Source organism: Roseateles hydrophilus (assembly GCF_026712245.1).
Taxonomy (GTDB): domain Bacteria; phylum Pseudomonadota; class Gammaproteobacteria; order Burkholderiales; family Burkholderiaceae_C; genus Pelomonas; species Pelomonas hydrophilus.
Genome location: NZ_JAPPUY010000004.1, coordinates 514488 through 526751, shown reverse-complemented (window position 1 = coordinate 526751; position 12264 = coordinate 514488). Strand labels below are relative to the sequence as shown.

Genomic DNA, 12264 nt, shown 5'->3' with positions numbered 1-12264 from the left:
CGCCCGGTCTGATCAGGCCTGGGTGTAGGCCGTCTTGACCGTTGTGTAGAACTCGGCGGCATGCCGGCCCTGCTCGCGCGGGCCGTAGCTGCTGCCCTTGCGGCCACCGAAGGGCACGTGATAGTCCACACCCGCCGTCGGCAGGTTGACCATCACCATGCCGGCCTGCGAGTGGCGCTTGAAGTGCGTGGCGTGCTTCAGCGACGTGGTCGCGATGCCTGCGGCCAGGCCGAAGGGCGTGTCGTTGGCGAGTGCCAGCGCGTGCTCGTAGTCGCGGGCGCGGATGACGCTGACGACCGGGCCGAACACTTCCTCGCGGTTGATGCGCATCTCGGGCGTCGTGCCCGTGATCAACGCGGGCGTCAGGTAGAAGCCCGGCGCGCCGTCGGCGTTGGTCTCGATGCGCTCGCCGCCTTGCGCCAGCGTGCCGCCTTCAGCCTTGGCGATGCCGATGTAGTCGACGTCCTGGCCGAGCTGGCTGGCGTCGACGACGGGGCCGATGTCAGTGCCGGCCTTGCGGGCGTCGTCGATCTTCAGCGCCTTCATCTTCTCGACCATGGCGGCGATGAAGCGGTCGTGGATGCCGTCGGTGACGATGAGGCGGCTGGACGCCGTGCAGCGCTGGCCCGTCGAGAAGAAGCCGCTGTTGACAGCGGCGTTCACCGCGACGCCCAGGTCGGCATCGTCCAGCACGATCATCGGGTTCTTGCCGCCCATTTCCAGCTGGAACTTGGCCATGCGGGACACGCAGGCGGCGGCGACCTTCTGCCCCGTGGCGACCGAGCCGGTGAAGCTGACGGCCGCCACGCGCGGGTCGTGCAGCAGGCGCTCGCCGACCACCGAACCGCGGCCCATGACGAGGTTGAACACGCCGGCCGGCAGGCCCGCGCGCGACAGGATTTCGGCCAGCGCCCAGGCCGAGCCCGGCACCAGGTCGGCCGGCTTGAAGACCACTGTGTTGCCCCAGGCCAGCGCCGGTGCGATCTTCCAGGCCGGAATGGCGATGGGGAAGTTCCACGGCGTGATGAGGCCGACGACGCCGATGGCTTCGCGCGTCACTTCCACGCCGACGCCGGGGCGCACCGAGGGCAGGCTCTCGCCGCCCGGGCGAAGCGCCTCACCGGCGAAGAACTTGAAGATGTTGCCGGCGCGCACGACCTCGCCGATGGCCTCGGGCAGCGTCTTGCCTTCCTCACGGGCCAGCAGGTCACCGAGCTCGGCGCGGCGGGCCAGGATCTCGGTGCCCACGGCGTCCAGGATGTCGAAGCGCTGCTGTGGCGTGCTCAGGCTCCAGGCCGGGAAGGCGGCCGTGGCGGCCGTGATGGCCAGGTCGGCCTGGGCCGCGTCGGCCTGGGCGTACTCGCCGATCAGGTCACGCGTGTCGGACGGGTTGATGTTGCGCGAGACGCTGTGGCCTTCCAGCCATTCGCCGTTGATCAAGTTCTTGTACATCGCAGACTCTCAGAGGTGTTCAGTGAAGGGCCGCTGTGCGGCCCGGTCCCTCAAGCGGCACCCGTGGCGCTGGCTTTGCCAGGCCACGGGGTGCGCCCCCTTGAGGGGGCCCGCGAAGCGGGTCGGGGGTGGGCTAGTTTCTAGCGATCGAGCGCGGGGCGCTTGGGGTTGAAGGTCCAGCCGGGGATCAGGTATTGCATCGCGATCGCATCATCGCGCGCGCCCAGGCCGTGCTGCTTGTACAGCTGGTGGGCCTTCTCGACCTCCGCCATGTCCAGTTCCACGCCCAGGCCCGGCTTCTTGGGCACCGCCACATGGCCACCGACGATCTGCAGCGGCTCCTTGGTGAGCCGCTGGCCGTCCTGCCAGATCCAGTGCGTGTCGATGGCCGTGACCTTGCCCGGCGCGGCGGCGCCGACGTGCGTGAACATCGCCAGCGACACGTCGAAGTGGTTGTTGGAGTGGCTGCCCCAGGTCAGGCCCCAGTCGCGGCAGGTCTGGGCCACGCGCACGGAGCCGGCCATGGTCCAGAAATGCGGGTCGGCCAGCGGAATGTCCACGCTTTGCAGCGACAGCGCGTGCTGGAACTGGCGCCAGTCGGTGGCCACCATGTTGGTGGCCGTGGGCAGGCCGGTGGCGCGCCGGAACTCGGCCATCACCTCGCGGCCCGAGAAGCCCTCCTCGGCGCCGCAGGGGTCTTCGGCGTAGGCGACGACGCCGCGCATCTGCTGGCCCAGGCGGATGGCGTCCTTCAGCAGCCAGCCGCCGTTCGGGTCCAGCGTCACGCGGGCGTCGGGGAAGCGCTCGTGCAGCGCGCGCACGGCGTCCACTTCCTCGTCGCCGCGCAGCACGCCGCCCTTCAACTTGAAGTCGTTGAAGCCGTAGCGCTCGCGCGCCGCCTCGGCCAGCTTGACGATGGCCTCGGGCGTCATCGCCGTTTCGTGGCGCAGGCGGCACCAGGCGTTGTCGGCGTCGGGCTCCGAGTGGTAGGGCAGGTCGGTCTTGGTGCGGTCGCCGATGAAGAACAGGTAGCCCAGCATCTCCACCGACTCGCGCTGCTGGCCCTCGCCCAGCAGGGCCGCCACCGGCAGGCCCAGGTGCTGGCCCAGCAGGTCCAGGAAGGCCGACTCGATCGCCGCGGCGGCGTGGATGGTGGTGCGCAGGTCAAAGGTCTGCAGGCCGCGGCCACCGCGGTCGCGGTCGGCGAAGGCCTGGCTCACGCGCTGCAGCACGTTGAGGTGCGAACCCACCGGCTGGCCCACGACCAGCGGCCGGGCGTCCTCCAGCGTCTGGCGGATCTTCTCGCCGCCCGGCACCTCGCCGACGCCGGTGTTGCCGGCGCTGTCGGTGAGGATGAGCAGGTTGCGCGTGAAGAAGGGCGCATGCGCGCCGCTGAGGTTCAGCAGCATGCCGTCACGCCCGGCGACCGGGATGACACGCAGCTCTTTGATGACGGGGGTCGAGGTCATATCAGTACTTCAAAGATGTAGTGCCCCACCAAGTGGCACCCATGGAACTGGCTTTGCCAGGCCATTGGGTGCGCCCCCTTGAGGGGGAGGCGCGTGAGCGCCTCGGGGGTGGGCTCAATCAATCTGCAGTGATCTTGCGATCGGTGATGACCTTCTTCCAGCGCTCGAACTCGGCGGCCTGGAAGGCGGTGAACTGCTCGGGCGTGTTGGCCACGATCTCGAAGCCCTGCTCCAGCAGCTTGGGTTTCACGTCCGCCGCGTTCAGCGTGGCGACGATGGCCGCGTGCAGCTTGCCCTTGATGTCGGCCGGCAGACCCTTGGGCGCGGCCACGGCCTGCCACGAGTAGACCTGCAGGCCCTTGATGCCCAGCTCGTCCATGGTCGGCACGTCGGGCTGCACCGGCGAACGCTTGGCGCTCGTGATGCCCAGCGCGCGCAGCTTGCCGGCCTTGATCTGCGGCAGCGCGGTGTTGATGTTCATGAAGCTGGCGTCCACCTGGTTGCCCAGCAGGTCGGTCATCACGGGGCCGCCGCCCTTGTAGGGAATGTGCAGGCCGGAGGTGCCGGTCTGCTGCCAGAACAGCTCGGCGGTGATGTGGTCGCTGGAGCCGTTGCCCGACGACGCGAAGCTCATCTTCTCGGGGTGGGCCTTCAGGAAGGCGAGCACCTCGGCCATGGTCTTGTGCGGCGACGCGGCGGGCACCACCAGCACATTCGGCGCCTGCACGGCGACGGTCACGTAGTCCAGGTCCTTGGTCGGGTCGTAGGGCAGGTTCTTCAGCAGGTGCGGGCCGATGACCAGCGGGCCCAGCGATGTGACCAGCACCGTGTAGCCATCGGGCGCGGCGCGCTTGACGGCCGTGGTGCCGATGGTGCCGCCTGCGCCGCCGCGGTTGTCGATGACGAAGCTGCCGCCCAGGCGCTCCTGCAGCTTGTTGCCCAGCACGCGGGCGATGGCGTCGGTGGAGCCGCCGGGCGGGAAGGGCACCAGCAGCGTCACGGGTTTGGCAGGCCAGGCCTGGGCCAGTGCGGCGCCGGTGGCGGCAAGGCTCAGCAGCACGGAGGTCAGCAGTCGCTTCATGGGTTGTCTCCTGGGGATGTGTTTTGTCGTGGTGGGGCCGCGGGCGCGTTACTGCGGGCCCAGCTTGGCGATCAGGGCGGACAGCGCTTCCACCTCGGCCGGCAGCAGGTCCGACAGCGGCGGGCGCACCGGGCCGGCGCTGTGGCCGATCAGCGTGGCGCCGGCCTTCACGATGGACACGGCATAGCCCTCGCCCTTGTTGCGGATGGCCAGGTAGGGCAGGAAGAAGTCGCGGATCAGGCGGTCGCAGGTGGCCGTGTCGTTCGCGGCGTGCGCGTTGTAGAACTCCATCGCCGTCTTGGGGATGAAGTTGAAGACGGCGGACGAGTACACCGGGCAGCCCATGGCCTTGTAGGCACCGGCGAAGACCTCGGCCGTCGGCAGGCCGCCGAGGTAGGCGAAGCGGTTGCCCAGCGTCTGGCGGATGGCGACGAACTTCTCGATGTCGCCCAGGCCGTCCTTGAAGCCGATCAGGTTGGGGCAGCGGTCGGCCAGGATCTGCAGCGATTGCGGCGTCAGCTTGCAGGCGCCGCGGTTGTAGACGACGACGCCGAACTTCACGCTCTTGCAGACGGCCTCGACGTGATTGATGAGGCCTTCCTGGCTGGCTTCGGTCAGGTAGTGCGGCAGCAGCAGGATGCCTTGCGCGCCCAGCGCTTCAGCCTCCTGCGCGTACTGGATGGCGACGCGCGTGCCACCGCCGGCGCCGGCCAGGATGGGTGTGCGGCCGCGGCAGGTGTCCAGTGCCACCTTGATGATGTCGCTGTACTCGCCCGGCTCCAGCGAGAAGAACTCGCCCGTGCCGCCGGCCGCGAACAACGCCGAGGCGCCGTAGGGCTGCAGCCACTCCAGACGGTCGGCATAGCCCTTGGGGTTGAAGTTCAGCTGGGCGTCGAAGTCGGTCAGCGGGAAGGACAGCAGGCCGGCTTCGAGGACGGCTTTGAGTTCTTGGGGTGACATGGGCGGGTCTCCGTGGAAGTGATGACGAATAAGTTGTAGGTCATCGTACAACTTGAATCAAATCCACACGGATTGGAGGAAACCCGCACTTCGTTTTGCTTTGCGGGCCGAGCGCCGGGCCGCCCCAAGCCGGCCCGCTTTGGGCGATGTGCTTGCGGCTCAACGCCGCAAGCAGCGCCGTCCCCTCGGGGGACCGGCTGGGCTCGCCAGCGTTCAGCCGGGCGAGACCGGACGAGGGGCCTCAGTTGCTCGGCGGCGGCGTTCGCGGCTGTTGGACAGGTGGGTGCGCATGGCTGCGCGCGCCGATTCGACGTCCTGGCTGGCGATGGCGTCCAGGATGTTCTCGTGCTCGGTGTTGACGCGGCGCATGTAGGCCTGGCGCTCGGCGCTCATCTCCGCCGCCGGCTCCAGCCGCGCACGCGGGATGATCTGCGCGCCCAGCGTGGTCATCAGGTCGGCGAAGTGGCTGTTCTGCGTCGCGCGGGCGATCTCCAGGTGGAACTGGAAATCGGCCGCCACCGAGTCCTGCCCGGCCTCGACGGCCGCGATCACCGCGTCCAAGGCCCGGCGCAGCGAGGCCAGGTTCTCCGGCGTGCGGCGCTGCGCGGCCAGGCCGGCAGCCTCGGTCTCCAGGCCGATGCGCAGCTCCAGCACCGCGATGACGTCCTGCAGCGTGCCGAACTGCTCCGGCGTGATCTTGAACGACGGCCCGTCCCCGGGCCCGAGCACGAAGGTGCCGATGCCGTGGCGGGTCTCCACCAGGCCGGCGGCCTGCAGCTTGGACAGGGCCTCGCGCACCACCGTGCGGCTGACCTCGAAGTCCGCCATGATGGCCGCCTCGGTGGGCAGCTTCTCGCCGGCCTGCAACTGCCCGCCGCGGATGCGGTCGCTGAAACGTTCGACGAGTTCAAGGGCCAGCGTGCGCGGGCGGCGGCGGGCGGTGGAAGCGTGCATTCGCGGGTTTTCCCGGGGATTTGAAACAGGCAAGGCGTCTACAGTGAGGTGAGTTGTACGACAACTAGACGACGTACAACAGAAGCTGTTCCCACTGTAGCCACTGCGACGCCCGCCATGAATGCCGTAAACCCCCCGCTGACCATCCGCATGCGCGACGAGGACAACGTCGCCATCGTCGCCAACGACGGTGGCCTGCCGGCAGGTACCGTGCTGCCGGCCGGGGTGCCCGGCGCCGGCCTGGTGCTGCGGGACAAGGTGCCGCAAGGCCACAAGGTCGCGCTGACGGACTTCGCCGAAGGCGACGTGGTGCTGCGCTACGGCGTGCCCATCGGCTACGCGCTCAAGGCCATCCCCGCCGGCAGCTGGGTGCACGAGCGCCTGCTGCAGATGCCTTCGGCCCGCGCGCTGGAGGGCCTGCCCCTGGCGACGGTCACGCCGCCCGTGCACGCGCCGCTGGACGGCTACACCTTCGAGGGCTACCGCAATGCCGACGGCTCGGTGGGCACGCGCAACATCCTGGCCATCACCACCACCGTGCAGTGCGTGGCCGGCGTCGTCGCGCAGGCCGTGGCGCGCATCAAGGCCGAGCTGCTGCCGCTGTATCCCAACGTCGACGACGTCATCGGCCTGGAGCACAGCTACGGCTGCGGCGTGGCCATCGACGCGCCGGACGCCATCATCCCCATCCGCACGCTGAAGAACATCTCGCTGAACCCCAACTTCGGCGGCGAGGTCATGGTGGTGAGCCTGGGCTGCGAGAAGCTGCAGCCCGCGCGCCTGCTGCCGCCGGGCTCCTTCCCCATCACCGACGAGCGCGGCGCCGACGCCGGCCCCGAGACGGTCTGCCTGCAGGACGATGCGCACGTCGGCTTCATGTCCATGCTGGATGACATCCTGCAGACCGCGAAGCCGCACCTCGAACGCCTGAACGCGCGCCGCCGCGAGACCGTGCCGGCGAGTGAGCTCATCGTCGGCGTGCAGTGCGGTGGCAGCGACGCCTTCTCCGGCGTGACGGCCAACCCGGCCGTGGGCTTTTGCGCGGACCTGCTGGTGCGGGCCGGTGCCACCGTCATGTTCAGCGAGAACACCGAGGTGCGTGACGCCGTGGAGCAGCTCACCAGCCGCGCCGCCAACGCGGAAGTGGCCGAGGCCATCATCCGCGAGCTCGGCTGGTACGACCGCTACCTGGACCGCGGCCGTGTCGACCGCGCCGCCAACACCACGCCTGGCAACAAGGCCGGCGGCCTCTCCAACATCGCCGAGAAGGCCATGGGCTCCATCATCAAGAGCGGCAGCTCGGCCATCAGCCATGTGCTGTCGCCCGGCGAGAAGCTGCGCCGTGACCAGCGCGGCCTGGTCTACGCCGCCACGCCGGCGAGCGACTTCATCTGCGGTACGCTGCAGCTGGCCGCCGGCATGAACCTGCACATCTTCACCACCGGCCGCGGCACGCCCTACGGCCTGGCCGAATGCCCGGTCGTCAAGGTCGCCACGCGCAGCGACCTGGCACGCCGCTGGCACGACCTGATGGACATCAACGCCGGCCGCATCGCCGATGGCGAAGCGACGATCGAGGAAACCGGCTGGGCCATGTTCCAGTTCCTGCTCGATGTGGCCTCGGGCCGCAAGAAGACCTGGGCCGAGCACTGGAAGCTGCACAACGCGCTGGTGCTGTTCAATCCGGCGCCGGTGACCTGATCACGATCTATGCTGGCGCCTCCATCACACGGAGGTCGCGAGTGAAGCAGGACAACCCGGTCGTCGTGTTCGACGGCGTGACCCAAGTCGTCGCCGAGCCCCTGCGCTTCAAGGCCAAGCTCGCCATCGGCGAGAACGCCTACAAGTCGCTGCGCATGATCAACCGCACCCGCGAGATCTGGGACGTGCTGGGTGCCGCTGGCGGCGGCGCCGCCTTGGCCAAGGCGGCCGCGATGGGGCTGGGCGCAGCCGCCACGCCGGTGGGCTGGGTCGCCATCGCCGCGCTGGCGTCGGGCGGTGCCTGCTACGGCCTGTACCGCTGGCTGGGCAACACCAAGGGCGAGCGTGTCATCGAGATCCCGAAGTTCCTGAACACGCCGCTGGACACGCTGGGCCTGGCGCTGTTCGACCTCATCGCGCCGCTGGCGCTGCGACTGGCGGCGGTGGACGGGGCCATCGAGCCGGCCGAGCGCGCCGCGCTGGCCGCGCACCTGGTGGACGACTGGGGCCTGGATGCCGGCTTCGTGGCGCGCGCCATCGAGCGCATCGAGCCCGGCGTCATGCAGGGCTCGGTGGACGAGATGGCGGCCGAGCTGTCCGCCTTCCTGCATGCCAACCCCGACTGCAACCACCGGGCCATCGCCACCGATGTCGGCCAGTTCCTGCGCCGGCTGCTGGAGGCGGGTGGCCCGCTGACGAGCGCCGAGGAGGCCGCGCTGGCCGCCAGCTTGGCCCTGTTGCTCGAGGAGCCGGATGGCCCGCTCGCCAAGGCCTGGGCCACGGCGAGGTCGGGTGCTGGCCAGGCGGTCGAGCAACTGGGCACGTCGGCCAAGGATGCGGCCGACTGGACACGCGCGCGCCTGCCCACGCCAGAACAGTTGCAGGCGGCGACCAGCATGGCTGCGAGCCAGGTCGAGCAGGGCGTGCAGAAGGCTGCCGCCTGGGCGCAGGAGAAGCTGCCCTCGGCAGATCAGGTCGAGGGCGCCGCCAAGCGCACGCTGGACCTGGCCAAGGCCGGCATCGAGCGGATCAAGAAGCGCTCGGGTTGATGGCGCCAGGCGTGATGCGCCCTACGCCAGCGTCGGCTGCGTGAGCCGGTAGCCGGCCAGCGCGGCGGCGCCGACGGCGATGGCGTCCGCGCCGAAGCGGGCCACGCGCAGCGCAGGCTCGGGCAGGCCGGCGGCCTGCGCGTATTCGGCCAGCGTGTCGCGCACCGGCGTCAGCAGCGCGTCGCCCAGCGCCATGGCCGGGCCGCCGAGCACGATGCAACCGGGGTCGTAGGCGGCCGAGAGGTTTTGCAGCAGCACGCCGAGGTACTGGCCGGCCTGGGCCACGGCCGCCGGTGCGGGTGTCTTGCCCGGCTGCAGCAGCGCACGGCTGCCGATCAGCGCCTCGGCGCAGCCGCGCCGGCCGCAGGAGCAGCGGGGGCCGTCCACCTGCAGCACCATGTGGCCCACCTCGCCGGCCAGGCCGCGCACGCCGGTCAGCAGGCGCCCGCCGACGACGAGGCCGGCGCCCACGCCTTCGCCCACCAGCACCAGCAGCAGCGGGTCGGCCTGCGGCGTGGGGTTGAACTCGGTCTCGCCGAGTGCGGCCACGTCGGCGTCGTTCTGCAGGAAGACCGCCACGCCAGCCAGCGGCGTGCCGTGCAGCGCCTGCCGCAGCAGCGCCCCGAACGGCACGTGATGCCAGTTCACATGCGGGGCGAAGACGAGCTGGTCGCGCGCCTGGTCCACGCCGCCGGGCAGGCCGACGCCGATGCCGATGATGCGCTGCGTCGTCTGGCACAGGCGGGTGGTGGCCAGCAGCGTGCGTTTCAGCAGCTGGATGCAGGCCTCAACGTCCTGGCCGGTGTCGTACTGCGCGTTCTGCGCGGCCAGCACCTCGCCGGTCAGCGAGGTCAGCACCACGCGCACATGGCCGATGCCGACCTGCGTGCCCAGCAGCAGCAGCCGTGTGGGGTCGATGAACAGTGGTGTGGGGCGGCGCCCGATGTCGCCGGTGACGAGCACCTCGCGCTCCAGCAGCCAGCCTTCGTCAATGAGTTCGCGCGTCAGCGCGCTGACGGTGGACTTGGTCAGGTCCAGCGCCTGCGCCAGCTCCACGCGCGACTGGCCGGGCTGTACCCGCAGCTGGCGGATGATGGCCATGCGGTTGCCATGCTTGAGCTGGGCCTGGCCGGTGGCGCTGGCGGTGTTCATCAGCATCAGCGGCCCTGTTCGGCGCGCCAGGCGGCGAACTGGTCGGCGACCTCGGCGTCGGTGGGCGGGTACAGCCCCAGCACGCTGCGCCCGGCCAGCACCTGCTGTTGCACGAAGTCCTCGAACACCGTCATCTCGACCGCCTCGTCGGCGATCTCGTCGGCCAGGTGGGCGGGGATGACGATGACGCCTTCGGCATCACCGACGATGACGTCGCCCGGGAACACCGGCGCGTCGCCGCAGCCGATGGGCTCGTTGAGGGCGATGGCCTGGTGCAGCGTCAGGTTGGTGGGGGCGCTGGGGCGCGCGTGGTATGCCGGCATCGTGTACTTGGCGATGTCGGGGCTGTCGCGAAAGCCGCCGTCGGTGACGACGCCGGCCACGCCGCGCACCATCAGCCGCGCGACGAGGATGCCGCCGGCCGACGCGGCGCGTGCGTCCTTGCGGCTGTCGATGACGAGCACGGCGCCGGGCGGACATTGCTCGACGGCGACGCGCTGCGGGTGGCTGCGGTCCTTGAAGACCTCGATGCCGTTCAGGTCCTCGCGCGCCGGGATGTAGCGCAGCGTGTAGGCCGGGCCCACCATGGTGGGCAGGCCGGGGTTCAGCGGCAGCACGCCCTGGATGAACTGGTGCTTCAGGCCCCGCTTGAACAGCGCGGTGCACAGCGTGGCGGTGCTGACGCCCATCAGCTTCTTGCGGGTGTCGGGGTTCATGTTCAGTAGATGACGGGTTCAGGCACGGGCGCGCCGAACTGGGTTTCGAGGAAGTCGAAGTCGCAGCCCTCGTGGGCCTGCAGGATGTGGCGGCCGAACATCCAGCCGTAGCCGCGCTCATAGCGCGCGGGCGGCGGCGTCCAGGCGGCACGGCGCGCGGCCAGTTCTTCGTCGCTGACGTCGAGATGGATCGTGCGTCCGGGCACGTCGACGGTGATGCGGTCGCCCGTCTTCACCAGCGCCAGTGGCCCGCCAACGAAGGCCTCGGGACTGCAGTGCAGCAGGCAGCCGCCGTAGCTGGTGCCGCTCATGCGTGCGTCGGACAGGCGCAGCATGTCGGTCACGCCCTGCTTCAACAGCTTGGTCGGGATGGGCAGCATGCCCCACTCGGGCATGCCGGCGCCCTTCGGTCCTGCGTTGCGCAAGACCAGGATGTCGTCGCCGGTGACGTCCAGGTCCGGGTCGTCCACAGCTGCCTTCAGGCTCGGGTAGTCATCGAACACCAGCGCGCGGCCGGTGTGCTGCAGCAGGTGCGGCGCGACCGCGCTGGGCTTGATGACGACGCCATCGGGCGCGAGGTTGCCGCGCAGCACGGCCAGCGCCCCTTCGGCGTAGATGGGTTTGTCCAGCGGGCGGATGACGTCGTCGTTGAACACCTCGGCGCCGGTGATGTTCTCGGCCACGGTCTTGCCGTTGACGGTCAGCGCGCTGAGGTCCAGTTTGTCGCGCATGACGTTCATCATCGCCGGCAGGCCGCCCGCGTAGAAGAAGTCTTCCATCAGGTAGCGGTCGCCGCTGGGTCGGATGTTGGCGATGACGCCGATGTGGCGGCTGGCGGCGTCGAAGTCGTCGAGCGTGACGGGCAGACCCGCGCGGCGGCTGATGGCGACCAGGTGAATGATGGCGTTGGTGCTGCAGCCCATGGCCATCGCGACGGCGATGGCGTTCTGGAAGCTGCCCTGGCTGAGCAGCTTGGCCGGCGTCAGGTCGTCCCACACCATCTGCACGATGCGGCGGCCGCAGTCGGCGGACATGCGGATGTGGTTGGCGTCAGGCGCGGGAATGCTGGACGCACCCGGCAGCGTGACGCCCAGCGCCTCGGCGATGCCCATCATGGTGGCGGCCGTGCCCATGGTCATGCAGGTGCCGTGGCTGCGGGCGATGCCAGCTTCCATCTCGGCCCAGGCCTGGTCGCTCAGCCGCCCGGCGCGGCGCTCGTCCCAGTACTTGAAGGCATCCGACCCCGAGCCCAGCACCTGGCCGCGCCAGTTGCCGCGCAGCATGGGGCCGGCGGGCAGGTAGATCAGCGGCAGGCCCATGCTGATGGCGCCCATCAAGAGGCCGGGCGTGGTCTTGTCGCAGCCGCCCATCAGCACCGCGCCGTCGACCGGGTGGCTGCGCAGCAGCTCCTCGGTCTCCATCGCGAGGAAGTTGCGGTAGAGCATGGAGGTGGGCTTGACCATGCTCTCGCTCAGCGAGATCGCTGGCAATTCCAGCGGCCAGCCGCCCATCTGCAGGATGCCGCGCTTGACGTCCTCCACGCGCTGCTTGAAGTGGGTGTGGCACTGGTTGGCATCGCTCCAGGTGTTGACGATGGCAATCACCGGCTTGCCGATGAAGTCTTCGGGCGAATAGCCCATCTGCAGCACGCGGCTGCGGTGGCCGAAGCTGCGGAAGTCGTCCTTGGCGAACCAGCGCGCGCTGCGCAAACCCTCGGGGTGCTTGCTCAT

10 protein-coding genes are annotated in these 12264 nt (G+C 69.9%); 2 read left to right on the top strand and 8 right to left on the bottom strand.

All coding sequences use genetic code 11. The annotated features are described in order from the left end of the window. Positions 1 to 12: 12 nt before the first annotated feature. From NYO99_RS17405 to NYO99_RS17385, 5 genes are all read right to left on the bottom strand, one after another. Positions 13 to 1452 (bottom strand): aldehyde dehydrogenase family protein, encoded by a 1440-nt coding sequence (locus NYO99_RS17405; RefSeq protein ID WP_268168517.1) that lies wholly within the window; start codon positions 1450 to 1452, stop codon positions 13 to 15. A gap of 140 nt (positions 1453 to 1592) precedes the next feature. Next, a complete protein-coding gene (gudD, locus tag NYO99_RS17400; protein ID WP_268168516.1) occupies positions 1593 to 2921 on the bottom strand; it encodes a glucarate dehydratase in 1329 nt (442 codons plus the stop codon). A 118-nt stretch (positions 2922 to 3039) separates the two neighbouring features. After that, complete coding sequence (locus NYO99_RS17395) at positions 3040 to 4002, bottom strand: Bug family tripartite tricarboxylate transporter substrate binding protein (protein ID WP_268168515.1); 963 nt, start codon at positions 4000 to 4002, stop codon at positions 3040 to 3042. 48 nt (positions 4003 to 4050) lie between these two features. Next, positions 4051 to 4962 carry a 5-dehydro-4-deoxyglucarate dehydratase gene (gene kdgD / locus NYO99_RS17390; RefSeq protein ID WP_268168514.1) on the bottom strand — a complete coding sequence of 304 codons (912 nt, stop codon included), beginning with the start codon at positions 4960 to 4962 and terminating at the stop codon, positions 4051 to 4053. Positions 4963 to 5175: 213 nt separating this feature from the next. Next, positions 5176 to 5916, bottom strand: coding sequence for a FadR/GntR family transcriptional regulator (locus NYO99_RS17385; protein ID WP_268168513.1), 741 nt, complete (start codon positions 5914 to 5916; stop codon positions 5176 to 5178). 117 nt (positions 5917 to 6033) lie between these two features. On the opposite strand from NYO99_RS17385, the gene garD reads away from it, so the two are divergent. After that, complete coding sequence (gene garD / locus NYO99_RS17380; protein WP_268168512.1) at positions 6034 to 7617, top strand: galactarate dehydratase; 1584 nt, start codon at positions 6034 to 6036, stop codon at positions 7615 to 7617. A gap of 41 nt (positions 7618 to 7658) precedes the next feature. Continuing rightward, entirely contained in the window at positions 7659 to 8666 is a 1008-nt protein-coding gene (locus NYO99_RS17375) for a hypothetical protein (RefSeq protein WP_268168511.1), read from the top strand. Positions 8667 to 8687: 21 nt separating this feature from the next. Here NYO99_RS17375 and NYO99_RS17370 read toward each other — a convergent pair whose 3' ends face one another. From NYO99_RS17370 to araD, 3 genes are read right to left on the bottom strand one after another with little or no spacing between them, the layout of a single operon-like run. Further along, positions 8688 to 9824 carry an ROK family transcriptional regulator gene (locus NYO99_RS17370; RefSeq protein ID WP_268168510.1) on the bottom strand — a complete coding sequence of 379 codons (1137 nt, stop codon included), beginning with the start codon at positions 9822 to 9824 and terminating at the stop codon, positions 8688 to 8690. Then, positions 9824 to 10534 (bottom strand): ribonuclease activity regulator RraA, encoded by a 711-nt coding sequence (locus NYO99_RS17365; RefSeq protein ID WP_268168509.1) that lies wholly within the window; start codon positions 10532 to 10534, stop codon positions 9824 to 9826. The genes NYO99_RS17370 and NYO99_RS17365 overlap by 1 nt, the downstream gene beginning before the upstream one ends. A 2-nt stretch (positions 10535 to 10536) precedes the next feature. Further along, positions 10537 to 12264 (bottom strand): L-arabinonate dehydratase, encoded by a 1728-nt coding sequence (gene araD, locus NYO99_RS17360; protein ID WP_268168508.1) that lies wholly within the window; start codon positions 12262 to 12264, stop codon positions 10537 to 10539.

Coding starts and splice junctions, on each gene's coding strand:
- NYO99_RS17385 (WP_268168513.1), bottom strand. CDS start 5,916: ATGCACGCTTCCACCGCCCGCCGCCGCCCGCGCACGCTGGCCCTTGAA.
- araD (WP_268168508.1), bottom strand. CDS start 12,264: ATGAGCAAGCACCCCGAGGGTTTGCGCAGCGCGCGCTGGTTCGCCAAG.
- NYO99_RS17405 (WP_268168517.1), bottom strand. CDS start 1,452: ATGTACAAGAACTTGATCAACGGCGAATGGCTGGAAGGCCACAGCGTC.
- NYO99_RS17370 (WP_268168510.1), bottom strand. CDS start 9,824: ATGCTGATGAACACCGCCAGCGCCACCGGCCAGGCCCAGCTCAAGCAT.
- gudD (WP_268168516.1), bottom strand. CDS start 2,921: ATGACCTCGACCCCCGTCATCAAAGAGCTGCGTGTCATCCCGGTCGCC.
- kdgD (WP_268168514.1), bottom strand. CDS start 4,962: ATGTCACCCCAAGAACTCAAAGCCGTCCTCGAAGCCGGCCTGCTGTCC.
- NYO99_RS17395 (WP_268168515.1), bottom strand. CDS start 4,002: ATGAAGCGACTGCTGACCTCCGTGCTGCTGAGCCTTGCCGCCACCGGC.
- garD (WP_268168512.1), top strand. CDS start 6,034: ATGAATGCCGTAAACCCCCCGCTGACCATCCGCATGCGCGACGAGGAC.
- NYO99_RS17365 (WP_268168509.1), bottom strand. CDS start 10,534: ATGAACCCCGACACCCGCAAGAAGCTGATGGGCGTCAGCACCGCCACG.